Origin of the sequence: Xylanimonas sp. McL0601 (genome assembly GCF_049852175.1) — a bacterium.
In the GTDB taxonomy this organism is placed as follows: Bacteria; Actinomycetota; Actinomycetes; order Actinomycetales; family Cellulomonadaceae; genus Xylanimonas.
This window is the reverse complement of sequence record NZ_CP187527.1, coordinates 241,043-262,179: the sequence shown is the minus strand read 5'-3', so window position 1 is coordinate 262,179 and position 21,137 is coordinate 241,043. Positions and strand designations below refer to the sequence as shown.

14 protein-coding genes are annotated in these 21,137 nt (G+C 72.5%); 11 read left to right on the top strand and 3 right to left on the bottom strand.

Annotation, left to right across the window (positions count from 1 at the left end; translation table 11 throughout):
* Positions 1-141 precede the first annotated feature (141 nt).
* Positions 142-2,592, bottom strand: coding sequence for a transglycosylase domain-containing protein (locus tag ACO4JP_RS01175; protein WP_425955574.1), 2,451 nt, complete (start codon positions 2,590-2,592; stop codon positions 142-144).
* Between the two features lie 342 nt (positions 2,593-2,934).
* On the opposite strand from ACO4JP_RS01175, the gene ACO4JP_RS01170 reads away from it, so the two are divergent.
* The 4 genes from ACO4JP_RS01170 to ACO4JP_RS01155 all read left to right on the top strand — a co-directional run bounded on the left by ACO4JP_RS01170 (position 2,935) and on the right by ACO4JP_RS01155 (position 7,808).
* A complete protein-coding gene (locus ACO4JP_RS01170; RefSeq protein WP_425955573.1) occupies positions 2,935-3,585 on the top strand; it encodes a helix-turn-helix transcriptional regulator in 651 nt (216 codons plus the stop codon).
* Positions 3,582-4,676 (top strand): inositol-3-phosphate synthase, encoded by a 1,095-nt coding sequence (locus ACO4JP_RS01165; protein WP_425955572.1) that lies wholly within the window; start codon positions 3,582-3,584, stop codon positions 4,674-4,676. The genes ACO4JP_RS01170 and ACO4JP_RS01165 overlap by 4 nt, the downstream gene beginning before the upstream one ends.
* Positions 4,677-4,823: 147 nt before the next feature.
* The gene (locus tag ACO4JP_RS01160) at positions 4,824-6,215 is read left to right on the top strand and encodes an MFS transporter (RefSeq protein ID WP_425955571.1); all 1,392 of its coding nucleotides are present in this window, start codon (positions 4,824-4,826) and stop codon (positions 6,213-6,215) included.
* 63 nt (positions 6,216-6,278) lie between these two features.
* Positions 6,279-7,808 carry an MDR family MFS transporter gene (locus tag ACO4JP_RS01155; protein WP_425955570.1) on the top strand — a complete coding sequence of 510 codons (1,530 nt, stop codon included), beginning with the start codon at positions 6,279-6,281 and terminating at the stop codon, positions 7,806-7,808.
* Between the two features lie 221 nt (positions 7,809-8,029).
* Here the strand turns inward: ACO4JP_RS01155 and ACO4JP_RS01150 are convergent, their stop codons facing one another.
* Together ACO4JP_RS01150 and ACO4JP_RS01145 are read right to left on the bottom strand one after the other, a co-directional pair.
* Positions 8,030-9,295 carry an MFS transporter gene (locus ACO4JP_RS01150; protein ID WP_425955569.1) on the bottom strand — a complete coding sequence of 422 codons (1,266 nt, stop codon included), beginning with the start codon at positions 9,293-9,295 and terminating at the stop codon, positions 8,030-8,032.
* 33 nt (positions 9,296-9,328) lie between these two features.
* Positions 9,329-10,807: a CCA tRNA nucleotidyltransferase gene (locus tag ACO4JP_RS01145; protein WP_425955568.1), complete on the bottom strand. Its 1,479-nt coding sequence runs from the start codon at positions 10,805-10,807 to the stop codon at positions 9,329-9,331.
* 92 nt (positions 10,808-10,899) lie between these two features.
* Here ACO4JP_RS01145 and ACO4JP_RS01140 point away from each other — a divergent pair, with 92 nt between their 5' ends.
* The 7 genes from ACO4JP_RS01140 (at position 10,900) to ACO4JP_RS01110 (ending at position 21,100) form a co-directional block, all read left to right on the top strand.
* On the top strand, positions 10,900-11,553 hold the full coding sequence (locus ACO4JP_RS01140; protein WP_425955567.1) for an NUDIX hydrolase: 654 nt from the start codon (positions 10,900-10,902) through the stop codon (positions 11,551-11,553).
* Positions 11,550-13,718 (top strand): DUF6049 family protein, encoded by a 2,169-nt coding sequence (locus ACO4JP_RS01135; RefSeq protein ID WP_425955566.1) that lies wholly within the window; start codon positions 11,550-11,552, stop codon positions 13,716-13,718. The genes ACO4JP_RS01140 and ACO4JP_RS01135 overlap by 4 nt, the downstream gene beginning before the upstream one ends.
* Positions 13,715-15,415: a murein biosynthesis integral membrane protein MurJ gene (murJ, locus tag ACO4JP_RS01130; RefSeq protein WP_425955565.1), complete on the top strand. Its 1,701-nt coding sequence runs from the start codon at positions 13,715-13,717 to the stop codon at positions 15,413-15,415. The genes ACO4JP_RS01135 and murJ overlap by 4 nt, the downstream gene beginning before the upstream one ends.
* A 133-nt stretch (positions 15,416-15,548) precedes the next feature.
* The gene (locus ACO4JP_RS01125; protein ID WP_425955564.1) at positions 15,549-17,642 is read left to right on the top strand and encodes a hypothetical protein; all 2,094 of its coding nucleotides are present in this window, start codon (positions 15,549-15,551) and stop codon (positions 17,640-17,642) included.
* A gap of 138 nt (positions 17,643-17,780) precedes the next feature.
* Positions 17,781-18,788: a thioredoxin-disulfide reductase gene (gene trxB / locus ACO4JP_RS01120; protein WP_425955563.1), complete on the top strand. Its 1,008-nt coding sequence runs from the start codon at positions 17,781-17,783 to the stop codon at positions 18,786-18,788.
* The gene (gene trxA / locus ACO4JP_RS01115; RefSeq protein ID WP_425955562.1) at positions 18,785-19,120 is read left to right on the top strand and encodes a thioredoxin; all 336 of its coding nucleotides are present in this window, start codon (positions 18,785-18,787) and stop codon (positions 19,118-19,120) included. Before trxB ends, trxA begins: the two co-directional genes overlap by 4 nt.
* 576 nt (positions 19,121-19,696) lie before the next feature.
* Positions 19,697-21,100 carry a PLP-dependent aminotransferase family protein gene (locus ACO4JP_RS01110; RefSeq protein WP_425957029.1) on the top strand — a complete coding sequence of 468 codons (1,404 nt, stop codon included), beginning with the start codon at positions 19,697-19,699 and terminating at the stop codon, positions 21,098-21,100.
* Positions 21,101-21,137: the final 37 nt, after the last annotated feature.

The window sequence follows — 21,137 nt, the reverse complement described above, 5'->3', positions numbered from 1 at the left end:
CCGCCTCGACCTAGCACGGTATGAGGTCAGACCTCACAGCAGACGGCGGTCGGCGCGGTTCTAGCCCGTCCGTGGCCGCGTCCTCAGGAGATGCCGCCGGACTTCACCCGGCCTTCACATCAGGAGCAGGACTGCGGCGCCTCAGCCGCTCCCCTTACCGGGTGTCGGGCTCGCCGCCGGGTCTGGGGTCGGCTGGTCGGTCGGCTGGGCCGTCGGCTGGTCCGTGGGCTGGGCCGTCGGCTGGTCGGTCGGCTGGGCCGTCGGCTGATCGGTGGGCTGGCTGGTCGATCCGTTGCCGTTTCCGTTGCCGTTGCCGGACACGCCCGTGGACACCTGCACCAGCAGGGTCGAGCCCGGTGGAACCTTCGTCCCGGCGCGGTCGACGGACAACACCGTCGACTTCGGCTGTTGCGACGCCACCGCCACGAGGTTCACGTCCAGGCTGAGGGCCTTCAGCTCGTTGGTCACCACGTTGACCTGCTTGCCGACAAGATTCTTCGGCACCTTGACCCAGCCCGCCTGCGGGTCGACAGGCGCCTGCTCGGTCTGGACGTCGGTCGGCGTCTCGCTCGCGGGCGCGGACGGCAAGGGCTGCTCGCGCGGCGGGTTGTAGTCGGGGAACGGCTGCACCGGGACGCCGTCGAGCGCGACCTTCATGTAGTCGGTCCACGCGCGCGCCGGGTACGAGCCACCCGTCATGCTCTCCACGTTGTGCCACTGGCCGAACGGGGTGATCGTCTCCTCGTTCACCTTGCCGCTCTTGTCGATGGACTCCTGGTGCATGCCGACGACGGTCACGAGCTGCGGCACGAAGGCCGCGAACCACGCGGACTTCGAGTCCTGCGTCGTCCCCGTCTTGCCGGCGACCGGGCGGCCGAGCTCCTTGGCGGTCGTGCCGGACCCGCGCTCGACCACCTGCGTCATGGCGTACGTCGCGGCTTTGATCACCTCTGGGTCGAACTCGCGCGTGCGGTCGGTGGAGCCCTCGTAGACGAGGGCGCCGTCGAGCCGCTTGACCTCGCGGACGAGGTGGGGCGTCACGCGGTAGCCGCCGCCCGCGATGGTCGAGTACGCGGTCGCGAGGTCGATTGGCCGCACGCTGGCGACGCCGAGCACGTCTGAGGGGACCGGGTCGACAAATCCCGGTCTGCCCGCCTTGACGTCCGGGATGCCCATCCGGTGGGCGACGTCGGCGGTCTTGTCCGGGCCGACCTCGATGTTCAGCGCGGCGTACACGGTGTTGACGGAGTTCGCGGTCGCGTCGACGAGGTCGATGTTGCCGAAAGGTTCGAACCCGAAGTTCTTGACCTTCCAGTCCACGCCGTCGTTGGCCTTGGGGAAGATCTTCGTCGAGGGACCCTCGAACCGGTCGCTGAGCTTGTGCCCGGCCTCGAGCGCCGCGACGAGCGTGAACGGCTTGAACGTCGAGCCGGCCTGCGCGTAGCCCTTCGTCGCGAAGTTGTACTGGTTCTTGAGGTAGTCGGCGCCGCCGTACAGCGCCCGGACCTCGCCGTTGGTGGGGTCCATCGACACGACGCCGACCTGCAGGTTCGGGCTCGCGGGGTGGTCACCCTGGGCCGCCTCGGCCGCCGCGGCCGCCGCGGCGTCCTGGTCCTTCTTGTCGATGGTCGTGACGATGTTGAGGCCGTCGGTCTTGATGCGCTCCGGGTGGTCCTTGAACTGGTCGGTCTTGCTCAGCTCCTCGGTCACCGCCTCGACGAGGAAGCCGGCCTGTCCGCCGAGGCTGTTGCTCGCCTTGGGCTTCGGCTTGAACTTCGGGAACGTCGCCTTGGCGTGCTCGTCGGCGGTGATCTCGCCCGCGGCGTACATGCGGTCGATGCTGCGCTGCCAGCGCCTCTCGGCCGTCTTCGGGCTGACGGACGGGTCCCAGTTGTTCGGCGAGGGGATGATCCCCGAGAGCAGCGCCGCCTCGGAGTACGTCAGGTCCTTGGCCGACTTGCCGAAGTACGCCTGCGAGGCCGCCTCGACGCCGTACACGCCCCGACCCCAGTAGATGGTGTTGAGGTAACCCTCGAGGATCTGGTCCTTCTCTGTCGACCGGGTGACCTTGACGGCCATGATCGCCTCGCGGACCTTGCCGACCATGCTCGTGTTCGAGTCGGTCTTGGTGCGCTCGATGTACTGCATCGTCAGCGTCGAGCCGCCCTGCTGCGCGCCGCCCTTGAGGTTGTTCACCGCAGCGCGGGCGATGCCCCTGAGGTCGACACCGCTGTTGGTCCAGAAGCTCGAGTCCTCCGAGGCGACGACGGCGCCGCCCACGTAGTCCGGCAGGTCGGCCACCTTGACCAGCACGCGGCGCTCGTTGGCCAGCGTGCCGATGGGCGTCTTGCCGTCGGAGTAGTAGATCGTCGTGGTCTGCTGGTCGATCGTGTCGAGGTCGCCGGGGACCGTCGTCGTCGCGTACGCCGCGACGAACGTGCCAGAACCGAGCGCGGCCACACCCAGGACCGTGCCGACGACGATGCGCCACGACGGCAGCCAGCGCTGGATCAGGCCCTTGCCTCGCCGCGGGTAGTTCAAGAACCGACGACGACGAGGGTTCGCCGACGGGCGCCGTGCGCTCCCTGTCATGGCCACGTGGTGTCTTCCTCCGGTCGATCTTGGGGTCAGAGCTGCCCCGCTCCGCTGCAGAACAGTAGGTGATAGCGACCATCCGGCGTCAGCGCCCGGCACCGGACGGTGCCATCCGCGCGGCCTCTCCCCGGGCGGACCCGACGTGCTCCGCCGAACCTTCACAAACGACGCAGGGGCGCGGACATTGCGCCAGGCGGGGATGACGCCTACAGTGCCGAGTCTTACGATGTATCGAGTCGATACGTCGAGCGGTCACATCGAAACATCACATCGGATGATCCATCGACGAGTCGACGACTCGAGACGCCACACCGTGCCGAAGAGACCTGGGAGGAAGCCGTGCGCAGTCGATCGACCGTGCTCGAGACGGCCATCCTGGGACTGCTCACCTCGGCGCCGCTGCACGGTTACGAGCTGCGCAAGCAGCTCGCGCTGCTGCTCGGCCCGTTCCGGGCGTTCTCCTACGGCACGCTGTACCCGTCCCTGCGGTCGCTGCAGGAGCGCGGGCTCATCGCGACGACGGAGCCTACGCCGTCGGGCACCGGCGGCGTAACCCGTGCCGCCGCCCGCAGCCAGCGCCGTGTCCCCGGGCACGAGCCCGTCCCGCCGTTGGCGGGGCGCCGTGGCCGGATCGTCTACCAGCTCACGGCGGAGGGTAAGGAACACCTCCAGACCGTGCTGTCCTCCTCGGGCCCCGCGGCCTGGGAGGACGAGAACTTCGACGTCCGCTTCGCGCTCTTCGCGCAGACCGACGCCGACACCCGCCTCCGCATCCTCGAGGGCCGGCGTTCCCGGCTCACCGAGCGGCTGGAGGCGGTCCGGGAGTCCGCAGCTCGCACCCGTGAGCGGCTCGACGAGTACACGCTCGAGCTGCAGCGCCACGGGCTCGAGCAGGTCGAGCGCGAGGTGCGCTGGCTGGACGGCCTCATCACCCAAGAACGGGGCCGTGCGACGCGCGACCCTCGACAGAATCAGAAGGAGCGAGGATGACCTCCATCCGCGTCGCCATCGTCGGCGTTGGCAACTGTGCATCTTCCCTGGTCCAGGGCGTGCACTACTACCGTGACGCTGACCCGGCCGGCAAGGTCCCGGGTCTCATGCACGTGCAGTTCGGTGACTACCACGTGTCGGACCTCGAGTTCGTGGCGGCGTTCGACGTCGACGCGAAGAAGGTCGGCTTCGACCTCGCCGAGGCGATCTACGCCTCCGAGAACAACACGATCAAGATCGCCGACGTCCCGCCGCTCGGCGTGACCGTCCAGCGTGGCCCGACGAACGACGGCCTCGGCCTGTACTACTCGGCCACCATCGAGGAGTCGGACGCCGAGCCGGTCGACGTCGTCCAGGCGCTCAAGGACGCCAAGGTCGACGTGCTGGTCTCGTACCTGCCCGTGGGCTCGGAGATCGCCGACAAGTTCTACGCGCAGTGCGCGATCGACGCCGGCGTGGCGTTCGTCAACGCCCTGCCCGTGTTCATCGCGTCCGACCCCGAGTGGGCCGCGAAGTTCGAGGAGGCCGGCGTCCCGATCGTCGGCGACGACATCAAGTCCCAGGTCGGCGCGACGATCACGCACCGCGTGCTCGCCCGCCTCTTCGAGGACCGCGGTGTCATCCTCGACCGCACGTACCAGCTGAACGTCGGCGGCAACATGGACTTCAAGAACATGCTGCAGCGCGACCGCCTCGAGTCCAAGAAGCTCTCGAAGACGCAGGCCGTCACCTCGAACCTCACCGACGGCCCGCTCGCCGGCAAGAAGGACGACCGCAACGTCCACATCGGCCCGTCGGACTACGTCGCCTGGCTCGACGACCGCAAGTGGGCGTACGTCCGCCTCGAGGGCCGCGCGTTCGGCGAGGTGCCCCTGAACCTGGAGTACAAGCTCGAGGTCTGGGACTCCCCCAACTCGGCCGGCATCATCATCGACGCGGTCCGCGCGGCGAAGATCGCCAAGGACCGCGGCGTGGGCGGCCCGATCCTCTCGGCGTCGACGTACTTCATGAAGTCGCCGCCCGTCCAGATGGAGGACACGCAGGGCCGCGCCGCCCTCGAGGCCTTCATCCGCGGCGACGCCGAGCGCTGATCCGGAGCGCAGCGCAGGATCAGCGCGACCAGAATTACAGAGCGCTGATCCGGCGCTGACCTGACGCCCACCGACCCGACCGGTGGTTGAGCCCGTCGAAACCTGACAGGCTCAACCACCGGTCGTTCGTCGTGAAAGGCTGCCTTCGTGGGTGTGATCTCCGAGCTCCGCACGCTCCTGCGGCTCGACGGGTTCCGCAGGCTGTTCACCGTGCGGCTCGTCTCGCAGGGCGCCGACGGCATGTTCCAGGTCGGCCTGGCCTCGGCGTGGTTCTTCTCGCCCGACGCCGCCGGCTCGGCCGCCTCGGTCGCGGGCCGGTACGCGCTGATGCTCGCGCCCTTCACGATCGTCGGACCGTTCGCGGGCGTGCTGCTCGACCGGTGGCGGCGCCGCCAGGTGCTGCTGTTCGGCAACCTCGCCCGCGCTGCCCTGACGGTGGGCATGGCCGTCGTGCTGCTCGTGTCGAGCCCCGACCACTGGGGCGTCCTCGTGCTGGGCCTCGCGGCCCTGTCCGTCAACCGGTTCCTCCTGGCCGGCCTCTCCGCGGGCCTGCCGAACGTCGTCGACGGGCCGCTGCTGCTCACCGCGAACTCCATCGTCCCGACGCTCGGCGCGGGCGCCGCGTTCCTCGGCGGTGGCGTCGGGTTCGTCCTCGCCTGGCTGCTGCCCGCGGGCCCCGCCGCGGACGCCTCCGCGCTGGTGTGTGCCGCCGTCGTCATGATCCTCGGCGCGATCCTCGCGCTGCGGCTGAGCCCCGACCAGCTGGGCCCCGTGCACCCCCGCCGTGGCAGCGTGCGCGACGACGTCGCCGCCGTCGCGCGTGACCTCGCCGCCGGCGCCCGCTACCTCGTCGCTCGCGGCACGCCCGGCCAGGCCCTGCTCGTCATGGCGGCCCACCGCTTCCTCTACGGCGTCGTGTTCATCTCCTCGATCCTCATCGCGCGCAACCTGCTCTCGACCCCGGGCGAACCCGGCGGCGGTCTCGGGACGTTCGCCGTGATCCTGGGCATGACGGCCGCCGGCGGAGCCGTGGCCGTCGTCGCCACGCCCACCTTGTCCCGGTACACCGGGCCGCAGGTGTGGATCGCGCTCATGCTGCTGCTGGCCGCCGCTTCGCAGGTGCTGCTGTGCACGACGCCGTCGCGCGCCGTCGTGCTCACCGGTGCCGCCCTTCTCGGGCTGGCCGCGCAGGCGGCCAAGATCGCCGTCGACACGATCGTCCAGCGCGACACGCACGACAGCTTCCGCGGCCGGGCGTTCGCCCTCTACGACGTGCTGTACAACGCGGCGTTCGTCGGCGCGGCCGCGCTCGCCGCGACCGCCGTGCCCGACTCGGGATGGTCGCGCGGGCTGTTCGCGACCCTGGCGGTCGCGTACGTCGTCGTCGCGGTCCTCTTCTGGACCCGTGCCGCGCGGACGCCCACCCCGGTCGACCTGTCGCAGTTCGCGGCGCCTGGCGTCGAGCTCGCCGGCGATGAGTCCGGGGCGGAGCTGGGGTCGACACGTCCAGAGGGAATACCGCAGCCGGATCAGGCGTAAGCACCTTCACATCGTGTGCAGCGTCGCCGCGGTCGCTCCCGCCCGCTGCCACGAGGAGGATCCATGGACTCCGCTCCCCGCACCACGGAAGCGCCTGTCGACAAGAGGCTGACCGACGTCGTCACGCCTGCCACGCCGGTCGAGACCGTCGTCGCCCCGGCCCCGGACCGCCTGCCGCGCGCGCACTTCACCGCGATCGCGCTGCTGCTCGCGTCGACGTTCGTCGTCATCCTCAACGAGACCACCATGAGCGTGGCGCTGCCGCCGATCATGGAGGACTTCCACGTCACCGCCGCGACCGGCCAGTGGCTCACCACGGCGTTCATGCTGACGATGGCCGTGACCATCCCGGCGACCGGGTTCCTGCTGCAGCGGTTCGGCACGCGCGTGTCGTTCCTGCTGGCCATGTCCCTGTTCAGCGCGGGCACGCTGCTCGCGATCCTCGCGCCCGTGTTCGGCGTGCTCGTCGCCGCCCGCGTGGTGCAGGCGCTCGGCACGGCGATCATGCTGCCGCTGCTCATGACCACGGTCATGAACCTGGTGCCACCGCAGCACCGCGGAAAGATCATGGGCAACGTCTCGCTCGTCATCTCGGCGGCGCCGGCGCTCGGCCCCACGTTGTCGGGCGCGGTGCTCGAACCGCTCGGCTGGCGCGCCGTCTTCGGCGTCGTGCTGCCGATCGCGGTGGCCGCGCTCGTGGTGGGCGCCGTGCTGCTCCGCGACGTGTCGGAGCGGGTGCACAAGCGGCTCGACGCCCTCTCGCTGGTGCTCGCAGCGCTCGGCTTCGGCGGCCTGGTGTACGGCCTGACCAGCCTCGGGGAGGCCGTCGGCGGGCACGTGCCGGTGCCGCCCGCGGTGCCCCTCGTCGTCGGCGTCGTCATGCTGGTCCTGTTCGCGTGGCGCCAGCTCCGCCTCCAGCGGTCCGACGACGCGGTGCTCGACCTGCGGGTGTTCGCGTCGCGCGGGTTCTCCACCGGCCTGGGCGTCCTGGCGATCTCGATGCTCGCGATGTTCGGCTCGTTCATCGTGCTGCCGCTCGTCCTGCAGCGGGCGCTGGGCCTCGAGCCGCTCGCCACGGGCCTGCTGGTGCTGCCGGGCGGCCTCGCGATGGGCCTGCTCGGGCCGGTCGTGGGGAACCTGTACGACCGGGTGGGGCCGCGCCCGCTGGTCGTGCCGGGTGCCGCGATGGTCGCCGTCGCGTTCGCCGGGATGGCAACGATCCGGCCGAGCACCGACTGGCCGTTCGTGCTCGCCGCGCACGTGCTGATGAGCCTGGGTCTCGCGCTGGTCTTCACGCCCTTGTTCACGACGACGCTCGGCTCCCTCATGCCGCGGCTGTACTCCCACGGGTCGGCCGCCGTCGGCACCGTGCAGCAGCTCGCCGGCGCGGCGGGCACCGCGATGTTCGTCGCGCTGCTCACGGCGCGGTCCGTCTCGCTGGCCGAGGACGGCGCGCACCCCGCCGAGGCACTGACCGGGGGCGCGAGCCTGGCGTTCACGGTGGGTGCGCTGGTGATGGCCGCGGCCACGTTGCTGGCGTTCACGCTGCGCCGCCCGCCCATACCGGAGGGCGAGGGCCCGGCGTCCCACTGAGCTCCACTGGCCGGCGGCCCATCCTCCCAGCTCCAACCTGTCAGGCCCACGGTGCCCCTGACCACGCCCTCGCCCTGACACGCGCGTGCCTCGAGGACCTGTCAGGCCCACGGTGCCCCTGACCACGCCCTAGCCCTGACACGCGCGTGCCTCGAAGGACCTGTCAGGCTCAGGGTGCACTCGAGGGCGCTCTGGGCCTGACAACGCACGTGAGCTGGGCCCTACCGTGCCGGGAGGGCGTCCGTGTCGGCCGCGCGCCGGGGCTCGCGCGGGACGCGGAACGACGGGGCCAGCAGGATCACGCCGACCGCCAGGACGGCCGGCACCGCGAACGCCCAGCGGAGGCTGCTCACCTCGGCGATCCCGCCGATCAGCGCCGCCCCGAGCACGAACCCGGCGTAGTTGAACAGGTTGACCCGCGCGACGGCGACGCCGCTGTGCGTGGGGTCGTGCGCGTCGGCCGCCGAGAAGGCCAGCGGCACGACGACGGCGAGGCCCAGCCCGGTGAGCCCGAACCCGGCGATCGCGACCCACGGCGCAGGCGCCGCCGCGACCAGCACCAGGCCGAGCGCACCCAGCGCGCCCCCGAACCGCACCGTCCACGCCGGTCCGGTCCGGTTGACCTGCGCATCCGCGCCTACCCGCGCGAGCAGCTGGCATGCGAGGTAGGCGGACAGCCCGAGCGGTGCCACGGTCGGTGACGAGCCCAGCACGTCCTCGATGTACTTGGTCGACCAGCTGGAGGTCGCCGAGTCCGCCACGTACATGATGGTCACGGCCAGCCCGACGACGACGATGGGCCGCCACGGAACCCGCGCTGCGGGTGCGGGTCCGGGCGCCGGGGCGCTGTCCACAGCCCCCGGACCAGCACCCACGACGAGGTCGGGGGTCTCCTCCGCGTGCGTGAGGAGGCGCGTCGCCGCCGCGCCGTCCACCGCCACCGCGACGCCCGCGACCAGGCTCAGCCCCGCGACCAGCGACCAGCCCTGCCCGTGCGCGAGCACTGCCGCGAGGGAGCCGAGGATGCCGCCCACGCTCCAGGCCCCGTGGAACGAGTTGAGAAGGCTGCGCCCGACCCGCCGCTCCACGGCGACGCCCTGCATGTTCATCGTGGCGTCGACGACGCCCAGCAGCAGACCGACCAGGCAGACCACGGGGTAGAGCAGCGCGACGCTCCCCACGAGCGCGGTCCCGAGGACCGCGACCCCGACCAGCGGCCCCGCGACCCGCAGCAGGACGGCGCTGCCCGTGCGCGGCGCGACGACGCCCGCCAGCACGCTGCCCGCCCCGGCCACGACGGGCACGAGCAGCAGCACGACCGTGAGGGCGCCGTCGGACATCCCCAGGCCGTGCTGCAACGTGGGGACCTGCGCGAGCAGGCCACCGAAGCACAGGCCCTGCACGGCGTAGAACGCGGCGACGCCGACGCGCGCGGAGCGCGTCCGGGCCGCGAAGGAGGATGGCGAGGGTGACAGGGGCGTGACCACCGCCACACTCTGCCGGAGCGTTGTGGGTGAGGGCTACCCCTGCGCCTGCTCCTGGGCGGCCCACCACGCGCGCAGCTCGGCCTCCGCGCGCTCGGCGCCCAGCGGTCCGTGCTCCATCCGCAGCGCGAGCATGTGCTTGTACGCGGCGCCCACCTGGGGCCCGGGCCGGAGGCCGAGGATCGCCATGATCTGCGTCCCGTCCAGGTCCGGACGGATCGCGTCGATCTCCTCCTGCTCGCGCAGCGCGTCGATGCGCTGCTCGAGGTCGGTGTAGGAGTCGGCGAGGCGCTGGGCCTTGCGCTTGTTGCGCGTCGTGGAGTCGGCGCGCGTGAGCCGGTGCAGGCGCTCGAGCAGCGGGCCGGCGTCGGTGACGTAGCGGCGCACCGCGGAGTCCGTCCACACGGCGTCGCCGTAGCCGTGGAAGCGCAGGTGCAGCTCGACGAGCCGCGCGACGTCCTTGACCACCTGCTTCTCGAACTTGAGCGCGCGCAAGCGCTTGGCGACGAGCTTCGCGCCCACCACCTCGTGGTGGTGGAAGCTGACGCCGCCACCCGGCTCGAACCGGCGCGTGGCGGGCTTGCCGACGTCGTGCAGCAGGGCGGCCAGGCGCAGCACCAGGTCCGGCGCCGGCACCGCACCAGAAGGCCCCGTCTCTTGCGCGATCGCCTGCTCGAGCACCGTCAGCGTGTGCTGGTAGACGTCCTTGTGGCGGTGGTGCTCGTCGATCTCGAGCTTGAGCGCAGGCAGCTCGGGCAGCACGTGGTCGGCCAGGCCGCTCTCCACGAGGACCTCGAGGCCGCGGCGAGGGCCGTCGGCGAGCAGCAGCTTGCTGATCTCGGCCTGCACACGCTCGGCCGAGACGATCTCGATGCGCTCTGCCATCGCCACGAGGGCCGCGAGCGTCCCGGGGTCCAGGGCGAAGCCGAGCTGCGCCGCGAAACGTGCCGCGCGCATCATCCGCAGCGGGTCGTCGTCGAACGAGCGCTCCGGCTCGATCGGGGTGCGCAGCACGCCGCGCGCCAGGTCGCCGAGCCCGTCGAACGGGTCGACGAACGTGAGGTCGGGCAGGCGCACCGCCATCGCGTTGACGGTGAAGTCGCGACGGGACAGGTCGCCCTCGAGCGTGTCCCCGAACGCGACCACGGGCTTGCGCGAGGCCGGGTCGTACTCGTCGGACCGGTAGGTCGTGACCTCGACGACGACGTCGTCACCGCCGTCGTCACCGCCGCGCGCGAAGCGGCGAGCGCCGATGGTGCCGAACACCTTGCCGATGTCCCAGTGGGCGTCGCCCCAGCGGGCGAGCAGCTCCTGCGTCTGGTCGGGCGTGGCCGACGTCGCGAAGTCGAGGTCGTGGCTCGCCCGGCCCAGGAACGCGTCGCGCACGGGCCCGCCGACGAGCGCCAGCTCATGCCCGGCGGACCGGAACAGCGTCCCGAGCTCGATCGCCGCGGGGGCCATGGTGGTCAGCGTGCTGAGGGCGCGGCGCAGCAGATCCTGTTCAGGGGTCGACACGGCAACCGATTCTCCCCGATGGTTGGAGGGGCCCGCACCCTCGTCGCGGCAGCGACGCCCGTTGCGCCGCACACACTCGGTAGGGTTGTGGCATGCATGGGGCGGCGCAGGCGAACGGTGGACACCACCCGCGCCCGACGGCTCCCCCGCCGGTGCCTCCGGGCGGCAGCCCGCTGCGCGTCGATCCCCGGCGCTTGCGTCCCTCCCCTGGTGGACCGCCGGGCACGCTGAGCCCGCTCCCGGCCGCAGCGCCGCACACGCCCCACCTCCCGGTCGTCGAGGAGACGTCCGCCGGCGGCGTCGTGGTGCGCCCCGCGCTCGACGGCGAGGCCGGACCCCAGGCCGCGGTGATCGTGCGGCGCAACCGCGCCGGGCGCCTCGAGTGGTGCCTGCCCAAGGGTCACCTCGAGGGCACCGAGACGCCGCAGCAGGCGGCGGTGCGCGAGGTGCGCGAGGAGACCGGCATCGCCGGGCAGATCCGCATGACGCTCGGGATCATCGACTACTGGTTCTCCGGCGAGACGCGCCGCGTCCACAAGGTGGTGCACCACTACCTGCTGTCCATGACCGGCGGTCGCCTCACCGTGGAGGACGACCCCGACGCCGAGGCCGAGGACGCCTTCTGGATCCCGGTCGCCACGCTCCCGGAGCGCTTGTCGTACCCCAACGAGCAGCGGCTCGCCGTGATCGCACGGCAGCTGCTCGCCCGCACCCCGGGCCTGGCGCAGCCCGGCACGCCGCAGTGACCCGCGCGTCCGACCGGCCGACGGCGGCCCGGGGCGCCCGGCCGCTCGCCGCGCGCGTCGCCGCAGGGGTCGCCGCGGTCGTCGCGCTCGTCTCGGTCGGCGCCGGCCTGTTCGCCGGCACCGCGGTCGCCGACGACACCGCGCCCGCGCCGACGGCGCAGGCTTCCCCGGCCGCGGCCACCAGCCTCACGCTCCAGGAGCTGTCGCCCGCCGTCACGCACCCCGGAGACGACCTGACGGTGACGGTCCACGTCGCGAACCCGACCACCGAGCTGCTCGAGGACGCCAGCGTCGAGCTCTGGATCGGGTGGCGGCAGATCTTCGCGCGCAGCGATCTGGCGGAGTGGGCGGACGGCACAGGAGAACTCCCGAGGGGTACGCCGCAGAAGACGCTCCCCGTCGAGCCGCTCGCACCCGGCGAGAGCCGCGACATGACCTTCACGGTCCCCGTCGACGGCCTCGGCCTCACCGCCCGCGGCCCGCGGGACCTCGCGGTCACGCTCGTCAACGGTGACCACGACTCCATCGGCTCCGTCCGGACCTTCTTGCTGTGGGACCCGAACCCGGCGTCCGGCGCGGCGGCCGGAGGGGGCGAGGAGCCCGTCCGTCTCAGCCTGATCGCGCCGGTGACCGGGCCGGCCGTGGACCCCGCCGACCCCTTGGCGACCCAGGCCCTCGCGGGTCCGACGGCGCCGGGCGGCGCGCTCGCCCGCACGCTCGCGGCGGTGGGCACGGCCGAGGAGGCGACCGGGGCGCGTGGCGCGCTGGCCCTCGCCGTCGACCCGGCGCTCGTCGCCACGGCCCTCGCGTCCACGAACGCCCAGGTCGCGGCCTGGGCGGGCTCGATCGCAGCGCTCGGCGACCGGACCGACGTCAGCCCGTTGCCGGCCTACGACGCCGACCTGGCCGCTCTCGCCCACGCTGGGCTGAGCGCGTCCGCGCTCACCGCCGCCGTGGCCACGCCGCTGCCCAACGGCTGGACCGTTCCGTCGACGTGGGGCGCCCCCGTCGCGTGGCCCGCGGGACCCCCCGCCCCCGACCTCGCCACCCTGGGCGCGGGCCGGTCCGCCGGGCTGGGCACCGCCGTCGTGCCCGCCGGTCTCGCGCCGCTCCGCGGGACGTCCACCGGGCTCGCGACCGTCGCCACGCCACAGGGAGACGTCACGGCGATCGTCGCCGATGGGCGGATCTCGCAGGAGCTCACCGACGCGACCGACCTTGCGTCCGGCGCCACGCCCGCGCTGTCCGAGGCCGAGGCGGTCCAGCGGCTCCTCGCCGAGACGTCGGTCGTCTCTGCCCAGGGCGTCGGCGACGAACCGCACCTGGTCGCGGTGCTGCCCCGCGGCTGGTCCCCCGACGTCGACACCCTGCGGGTCGCGCTCGAGGCCCTCACGGCGAGCGGCTGGGTGCGGGTCACGCCGCTGACCGACCTGCTCGCCACGTCGGGGCCCGACGTCGACCGCACGCCCCTGGCCGACTCCGACCCGCAGGACGGTGAGCTCGCCCCCGAAGGCGTGCACCGCCTCGACGCCGCGCGCACGTCGGTCGCCGAGCTCGCCACGGTTGCCGCCCAGCCCACCGACATCACCGCCCTCGTCGCCCCCGCGCTCGCCGCCCCGACGTCGGTGGCCTGGCGCGCGGCACCCCCCGCGCGGGCAGGCGCGGTCGCCTCTGCGGTCGATGCCGCGAGCGCGCTCCGGAAAGACCTGACCGTGTCGGTCAGCACCGAGGTGACGCTCATCTCGGCGGCCGGGTCCCTGCCCGTCACCGTGCGCAACAAGCTGCCGGCCGACGCCACGGTGACCGTGGTGCTGCGGCCCGACGACCCCCGCCTGGTCGTCGACGCCCGCCCGACGCAGGTGGTCGCGGCGGGCGGGGAAGCGCGCGTCAACGTGCCCGTGCGCGCGCTCGCGTCGGGCAACGTCGTCGTCGAGGTGCAGCTCCTCACGCCCGCTGGGACGCCGGCCGCGGAGCCCGTCACGCTCCAGCTCCGTGTGCGCGCGGGCTGGGAGACCGTCGGCACGGCCGTGCTCGCGGGCATGGTCGCCCTGCTCTTCGTCGTCGGGATCTGGCGTACCGTCCGCCGCGGTCGGTCCCCGCGGCGCACCGCGGACGTCGGCGTGCCCGACCCCGCCATCCCCAGCGACGCCGAGAGGCAGGCATGACCGACAGAACCGCCACGGCGAGCACCAACCTGCGGCGCGGCTCGATGCTGATGACCCTGGGCACGCTTGCGTCGCGTGCCTCGGGCCAGGTGAGGGCGTTCATGCTGGTCGCCGCCGTCGGCAGCGTCGGCACCGTCGCCGACGCGTTCGACATCGGCAACCGGCTGCCGAACATCCTGTTCGCGCTCATCGCGGCCGGCGTGCTGCAGGCGGTGCTCGTCCCGCAGATCCTGCGCTCGATGAAGGCGCACGACGCGCAGGAGCGGCTCGACAAGCTGCTGACGCTCTCCGGTCTCGGCATCCTCCTCATCACGGCCTTGCTCACGCTGGTCATGCCATGGCTCGTGCAGCTCATGACGCTCAAGGGCGACTGGTCGCCCGAGAACCGGCAGCTCGCGGTCGTCTTCGCGTTCTGGTGCGTGCCGCAGGTCTTCTTCTACGGCCTGTTCACCCTCCTCGGGCAGGTGCTCAACGCGCGCGGCCAGTTCGGCGCGTACGGCTGGGCGCCCGTCGCGAACAACATCGTGTCGCTGCTGGGGTTCGGCGCGTTCCTGGTGCTGTGGGGCAGCGCGCCGGACACCGGCATCCAGGACGTCGAGGGATGGACGACGGCGCAGACGGCGCTGCTGGCCGGGACCGCGACGCTGGGCATCGCCGCACAGGCGCTGGTGCTCATCTGGCCGCTCCACCGCTCGGGCTTCCGGTGGCGCTTCCGCCTCGGCCTGCGGGGGATCGGCCTGCGCTCGGCGGGCAAGGTCGTGGGCTGGACCCTCGGCGCCGTCCTGCTGGAGCAGGTGGGCACGTTCTACCTCACCAACGTCACGGGCGCGGCCGGCCAGAGGGCGGCCGCCTGCGTCGAGGCCGCACAGCGCGTGGCCGACGCCGCCGCCCAGGCCGCCTGCCCCGCCGTCGCCGGCAACGCGACCTACTCCCAGGCCCTCACGATCTACCTGCTGCCGCACTCGCTCGTCGTCGTCTCGATCGTCACGGCGCTCTTCCCCCGCATGAGCGCGGCCGCTGCCGCGGGCGACCTCGGCAAGGTGCGGCGCGACATGTCGACGGGCCTGCGCAGTGCGGGGATCTTCTCGGTCCTGTCGGCCGCGGCGCTGTTCGTGCTGCCTCGCCCGCTGATCAAGGCGCTGCTGCCCACCATGAGCGAGGAGATGATCGACGTCGCCGCCCCCGTGCTCCAGGCCATGGCGCTGGGCCTGGTCGCGCTTGGTATGACGGTCATGGTCAAGCGCATGTACTTCGCGTTCGAGGACGGGCGCGGCATCTTCGTCATCCAGGTCTTCGCGACCGTCAGCATGGTCGCTGCCCTGTGGATCGCGACGCAGGCGCTGCCGTTCCAGTACCACGCCGTCGCGGCCGCGGGGGCGTACGCCCTGGCCACCTGGATCTCGGTGCTGCTGCGCGTCCGTGGCATGAGCCGCAAGCTCCACGGCATGGACGGGCGGCGCATCGTGCGGCTCTACGTCCGCGCTGCGCTGGCCGCCGTCTTCGCTGCGCTCGCCGGCTGGGGTGTGGCCCAGGCACTCGGCGAGCCGGGCCCGCTCGGCTGGGGTCACGCGCTGCTCATCACCGCAGTGAGCGGTTCGGTCATGGTCGGCTTCTACCTCGCAGGCCTCAAGGCGCTGCGCGTGGCCGAGCTCGACGACGCCCTCAGGCCGATCTTGCGCCGCTTCGGCAGGGTCTGAGCGGCGTGGCGGGCCAGGGCCCGCGGCACCCCTACGATGAGCGGATCGGACGCCCGATCGAACGTCCGGTGCCCGTCCGGTTGAATGGACCCGAGCGGGTGCACGCCCGCCGACACCCCAACGAGGAGGCCAGGTGAGCACCGTCCCGCCCGGTGGAACCACGCCCGGCGCCGCGCACGGCCCTGCTGTCGAGCCCGGCAGCGTCGTCGTCGACCGCTACCGCATCGAGCACGCCGCCACGACCGACCTTGCGGACGCGAGCGTCTGGCAGGCGAAGGACACGATCCTCGACCGGCCCGTCCGCGTCACGTTCCTCAGCGGCCCCAACGCCGCCGGGGCGCTCGACGCCGCGCGCCGCGCAGCCCTCGTCTCGGACCCGCGGCTGGCCCGCGTGCTCGACGTCGGCACCACGCGGATCGACGGCGCGCAGGTCGCCTACGTGATCACCGAGCCGTACGCCGGGTCGACGCTCAGCGAGATCGTCTCGAGCGGGCTCGTGGACGCCCAGCAGGCCCGCGCCGTCGTCGGCGAGGCCGCGGACGCGCTCGAGGTCGCCGCCCAGCGCGGCGTCCACCACCTCGCACTTCGGCCCGAGGCCGTCCGCGTCGACGGCCACCAGGTGGTCGTCACCGGCCTGGGGATCGACTCCGGGCTCGCCGGGGTCGAAGGCGCGGGCGCCGACGGCGCGGCGTCCGACGCGCGTGACCTCGCTGCGCTCGCCTACTACGCGCTCACTGCGCGCTGGGCCGGCGACAGCCTCGACGAGCCCTGGCTCGCGCACGACACGGTGCGGCCGCTGCCCGCCCAGCTCGACGAGCGCGGGGTGCCGCTCCCGCTGTCCACCCTCGTGCCGCACGTCGACCCGGTGCTCGACAGCGTCGTGCAGAGCGCGCTCGGCGCGGGCGGCGACGGGCCTGGGAGCCCGGCACAGCTCGCCGCCGCGCTGCGACCGTGGGGCCAGGTCTCCGTGGTGGCGGCGCTACCGCCGTTCGTGCAGCCGACCACCCCGGGCGGTGTGCCGGTCCGGCAGTCGGTGCGTCCGGGGACGGCCGCCGGGGCTGCCGGTGCCGCTGGTACGGCCGCGACCGCAGGGGCGGCCGCCGCCGGGGTGCCCGTGCGCCGGCCGACCGGGCGGATCGCCCGCGCCGCAAGCGTCGGTGCCTTCGGGGCGGCCGGTGCGGCTGGTGCGGCAGGCGCGGCTGGTGCGGCAGGCGCGGCTGGTGCGGCAGGCGCGGCTGGTGCGGCCGGCGCCGCGGGTGCGGCCGGCGGCGCAGCGGGTGGAGCGACGCCCGTCGGTGCCCCCGGGCCCGTCCCGCCGCCCCCCGCCGGATACGACTACTCCCAGGCCCCGGTGTTCGCACCTGGCGGTGGACAGCCGACGCCGCGGCCCGCGGCCCCACCGGTGCCGCAGCAGCCCGGAGTCACGCCCCAGCAGTGGGCGCCGAACGGGCAGGCACACACCTCCGCGCAGCAGGGGTACGGCCAGCCCAGCTACGCGCAGCAGCAGGGGTACGGGCAGCAGGGCTACGCGCAGGCTGCGCCGACGCCCGCGGCCCACCAGCCCGCCTCGGTCCCGCCGTCGGGGTTCGCCACCGAGTCCGTCACGCGGCGTCGTGGGGTGAACCCGACGCCGATCGTCCTCGTGGTCGTGCTCGTCGCCGTGATCGTCGGCGCAGGCTGGGCGATCACGCAGGCCCTCGCGCCGTTCTCCCCCGCAACCAGCGTGACGACCGCGGCTTCGCCGTCGCCCGGTGCCTCGGACGGGAAGACGACCTCCCCCTCGGCGACACCCGCAGAGGCCCGGCCGATCATCGCCGGCGCCCAGCAGATCGGCCCGGCCGCGAACTGCCGCGGCGAGCAGCCCGAGGCGGCTCCGCTCGCCGTCGACGGCGACCCGTCGACGTTTTGGTTCACCTGCACGTACAACCAGCCGGACTTCTCCGGCCTCCGCCAGGGCGTCGGCCTCGCGGTGACGCTGCGCGAGGCGGCCCCGGTCACCAAGATCACGCTGCTGACCAACAGCCAGGGCGGGCACGTCGAGATCCGGAAGACCACCGTCGACAAGCCGACCGAGGGCCCGGTGCTCGCCGAAGGCCCGATCTCGCCGACCACCGAGCTGACGTTCGCGCAGCCCGAGGTGGGCGACTCGTTCGTGGTCTGGGTCACGGAGCTGCCGCAGTCGTCGGGCAAGAACCGGCTCGAGCTCAACGAGATCACCGTGCAGTAGGAACCCGGCGCGGCCTGCCCCCTTGCCTGGCGGTGACCGGTCGCACGGAACATCGGCGCCCCCGGGCGTGTTACGCAGGCGGTGCAACGCCGTCGCCGTGCGCCGGACGGCCGGCGACCACCGCAAGAAGGAGACACTGTGACTGACAGCGTGACCGAGAACGTCACTACGCCCACGATCCACGACGTCGTCATCGTCGGCTCGGGTCCCGCCGGTTACACGGCCGCCGTGTACGCGGCGCGCGCCGGTCTGGCGCCCGTCGTGATCGCCGGGTCCGTGACCGCTGGCGGCGCGCTCATGAACACCACCGAGGTCGAGAACTTCCCCGGGTTCCCCGAGGCCGTCATGGGCCCCGACCTCATGGACAAGATGCGTGAGCAGGCCGAGAAGTTCGGCGCCGAGGTGGTGTGGGACGACGCCGAGCGCGTCGACCTGACGGGCGACGTGAAGACGATCGTCACGGGCAGCGACGAGACGTACCTCGCCCGCAGCGTCATCCTCGCGACCGGCTCCGCCTACCGTGAGCTGGGCCTCGAGGACGAGAAGCGCCTCTCCGGCCGTGGCGTCTCCTGGTGCGCCACCTGTGACGGGTTCTTCTTCCGCGAGCAGAACATCGCCGTCGTCGGCGGTGGCGACTCCGCGATGGAAGAGGCCACGTTCCTCACCCGGTTCGCCTCGAAGGTGACCGTCGTGCACCGCCGTGACTCGCTGCGTGCCTCGAAGATCATGGCTGAGCGCGCCCTGGCGAACCCGAAGATCGACTTCGCGTGGAACAGCGAGGTCGCGGGCATCACGGGCGAGAACCAGGTCTCGGCGCTGACGCTGCGCGACACCGTCACGGGCGAGGAGCGCGAGATGTCCGTGACGGGCCTGTTCGTCGCCATCGGCCACGAGCCCCGCACGGAGCTGGTCAAGGGCCAGGTCGACCTGGACGACGAGGGTTACATCCTGGTCGAGGGCCGGTCGACCCGCACGAACCTCCCGGGCGTGTTCGCGTGCGGCGACGCCGTCGACCACACCTACCGCCAGGCGATCACCGCGGCCGGTTCCGGCTGCTCTGCGGCCCTCGACGCGCAGGCCTACCTGACCGCGCTGGACGACGTCCCCGGCGACACCACGCCGGAGCTTGCGAAGGAGTACGCATGACCGACAACCACGCGACCGTCGCCGTCACCGACGACACGTTCAAGACCGAGGTCCTCGACGCCGACGGCGTCGTCCTCGTGGACTTCTGGGCGACCTGGTGCGGCCCGTGCCGCATGGTGGCCCCGATCCTCGAGGAGATCGCCGAGGAGTACGCGGGCAAGCTCAAGGTGGCCAAGCTCGACACCGACGCCAACCCGGCCACGACGATGGCGTACGGCGTCGTCTCGATCCCGACCCTCAACGTCTACAAGGACGGCGAGCTGGTGAAGTCGATCGTGGGCGCGCGTCCCAAGAAGGCGCTGCTCGCGGAGATCGAGCCCGTGCTCGTCTGAGCGCACCTTCCAGCACGACGAGGCCGGTGACCTGCACAGCGGGTCGCCGGCCTCTGTCGTTCATTGTCCGCACGCGTATCACAACACACTCACGTTCAAGGAACGGTTCCGCGCCAGTTCCGCTTTGTGAATGAACTGTCCCGGTGTAGTGTGCCGCACATGGCCCGAAAGCTCCCGGCTGCCCTCGTCATCCGCCTCCTCGAGGAGGGCCTCGGCCCGCGCGCGATCGTCGAGCACCTGCGCGAGCACGAGGGCATCGAGGTCTCCCCTCAGGCGATCTCGACGTTCCGGAAGCGGCACACGGACGTGCCGGCGCAGCACTCGACGCGCCGAGTGGTCCCATGGGAAGTGCGCCCGGAACACCGCTCGAGCGGCTACCGACGGGCCATCCTCGCTTTCCACAGGCGGGCCCAGGGCCGCACGCTCACCGGCGAAGAGCGCCGGAACCTCGACCATGTCGAGCGCACGCTGCGCGAGACAGGCCAGGTCATCACCTACCACCAGGACGAGGGATGGCTCCTCGTCCCCGCCCGACCCGGGATCGACACCGGGATCGTGAGAGAGCCGGAGGCCTCGATGAACGAGCAGGCCGTGCATCCGACGACGGAGCACCCCACGACGCCGCAGCGCCTCGGCGCCGCGGCGGCAACCGGTGCTCCTGCGTCCGCAGGGCGGCGCGAGGCAGCCGCCGGCACTCGGCTCGACCCCTGGTTCGGCGCTTATGCCCAGCGCGCGCACGGGATGCGTGCGTCGGAGATCCGCGCGCTCTTCTCCGTGGCCAACCGCCCCGAGGTCGTCTCGCTCGCCGGGGGGATGCCGTTCATCCAGGGCCTCCCGCTCGAGGTCATCGGCGAGGCGATGCAGCGCCTCATCACGACCAAGGGCGCGACCGCGCTGCAGTACGGCTCGGGCCAGGGCGACGAGGAGCTCCGCGAGCGGATCCTCGAGGTGGTCGCGCTCGAGGGCATCACGAACGCCCACCCGGACGACGTCGTCGTGACCACCGGCTCGCAGCAGGCGCTCGACCTCGTGACGCGCATCTTCGTGGACCCGGGCGACGTCGTGCTGGCCGAGGCGCCGTCGTACGTGGGTGCCCTCGGTGTGTTCCGCTCATATGAGGCTCAGGTCGAGCACGTCGAGATGGATGCGGACGGCTTGGTGCCCGAGGCGCTCGAGCGCGCTCTCGTCGAGGCTCGCGCCGCGGGCAAGACGGTCAAGTTCCTCTACACCATCCCGAACTACCACAATCCGGCCGGTGTGACGCTGACCCTCGAGCGCCGCCGCCGAGTGCTCGAGATCTGCAAGCGGTTCGGCGTGCTCATCGTCGAGGACAACCCGTACGGCTTGCTCGGGTTCGACCGGGAGCCTCTCCCGGCGATGCGCGCGTTCGACGACGAGGGCGTGCTCTACCTCGGCTCGTTCTCGAAGACGTTCGCCCCCGGCTATCGCGTCGGCTGGGTCATCGCCCCGCACGCGGTGCGCGAAAAGCTCGTCCTTGCCAGCGAATCGTCGATTCTGTCGCCCTCCAACGCGTCCCAGATGGCCATCACCACCTACCTGGAGACCTGCGACTGGAAGGGACAGATCAAGGCGTACCGCGAGCTGTACCGCGAGCGGCGCGACGCGATGATCGGCTCGCTCGCCGAGCACCTGCCCACCGCCACGTGGAACGTGCCCGACGGCGGCTTCTACGTGTGGGTCAAGCTGCCCGAGGGCCTCGACGCGCGGTCGATGCTTCCGCGCGCCGTCACCGAGCGCGTCGCGTACGTCCCCGGGACGGCCTTCTTCTACGACGGTCAGGGCGCCGACCACATGCGCCTGTCGTTCTGCTACCCCACGCCCGACCGCATCCGTGAGGGCGTCCGGAGGCTGGCCTCGGTGGTCAACGCGGAGTCCGACCTGGTTCAGCTCTTCGGTACCCACGCCCGGCTCGACGACGACCCGCGCGATGCCGAGTATCCGTCCCCTGACCTGGCCTGATCTCCAGGTCGCGGCTCACGCCACCTCCAACCCCGAC

Excerpts from the sequence above, each read along its gene's own strand:
- ACO4JP_RS01175 (WP_425955574.1), bottom strand. The coding sequence starts at position 2,592 with ATGACAGGGAGCGCACGGCGCCCGTCGGCGAACCCTCGTCGTCGTCGG.
- ACO4JP_RS01165 (WP_425955572.1), top strand. The coding sequence starts at position 3,582 with ATGACCTCCATCCGCGTCGCCATCGTCGGCGTTGGCAACTGTGCATCT.
- ACO4JP_RS01155 (WP_425955570.1), top strand. The coding sequence starts at position 6,279 with ATGGACTCCGCTCCCCGCACCACGGAAGCGCCTGTCGACAAGAGGCTG.
- ACO4JP_RS01140 (WP_425955567.1), top strand. The coding sequence starts at position 10,900 with ATGCATGGGGCGGCGCAGGCGAACGGTGGACACCACCCGCGCCCGACG.
- murJ (WP_425955565.1), top strand. The coding sequence starts at position 13,715 with ATGACCGACAGAACCGCCACGGCGAGCACCAACCTGCGGCGCGGCTCG.
- trxA (WP_425955562.1), top strand. The coding sequence starts at position 18,785 with ATGACCGACAACCACGCGACCGTCGCCGTCACCGACGACACGTTCAAG.
- ACO4JP_RS01110 (WP_425957029.1), top strand. The coding sequence starts at position 19,697 with ATGAACGAGCAGGCCGTGCATCCGACGACGGAGCACCCCACGACGCCG.